Origin of the sequence: Pseudomonas onubensis (genome assembly GCF_965653655.1) — a bacterium.
Taxonomy (GTDB): domain Bacteria; phylum Pseudomonadota; class Gammaproteobacteria; order Pseudomonadales; family Pseudomonadaceae; genus Aquipseudomonas.
This window is the reverse complement of the sequence record NZ_CBFHAZ010000267.1, coordinates 1-453: the sequence shown is the minus strand read 5'-3', so window position 1 is coordinate 453 and position 453 is coordinate 1. Positions and strand designations below refer to the sequence as shown.

The window sequence follows — 453 nt, the reverse complement described above, 5'->3', positions numbered from 1 at the left end:
ATATATTTCATATGCCTGCCTTGCGTAATCGGTAGATACATACGTTTGTTTCAAATAGTAGTAGACTTCAGACATCTTGAAAAAGTACTCGGCTTTATCAATAGTATCCTTAATAAATGAGAGTTTCGTCTCAGCCTTTTTAAAAAATTTTATAGCCGACAAATATTCCCGCTGATCCAGCTCATACATCCCCCGGAAAAAATTAAAATAATAATCAAGCCGTCCGGTCAGCCGGGCCTGCTTTTTATCAATATCCGCGAGCAGATCCGATAGTCTCGGCTGTTCTTCTATCCGCTGCGATTCCAGCGGTTCGAGGTATTCGAGCATCAGATTGTGGCGGAATTCCATGAGAGAATAGTACAGATGAAGATCCTGATCTTCTTCCAGGCCTGCAAGCTCTTCTTTGATTTCTCTCCGCAAGTACTCGGCGTCCGGGATGCTGAACCTTCGAAT

Annotated in this window: 1 protein-coding gene; it reads right to left on the bottom strand. The window is 43.0% G+C overall.

Annotation, left to right across the window (positions count from 1 at the left end):
* Positions 1 to 453, bottom strand: a 453-nt coding sequence (locus ACTD9P_RS29895; protein WP_498371986.1) for a response regulator aspartate phosphatase, incomplete at both ends; no start/stop codon positions are given.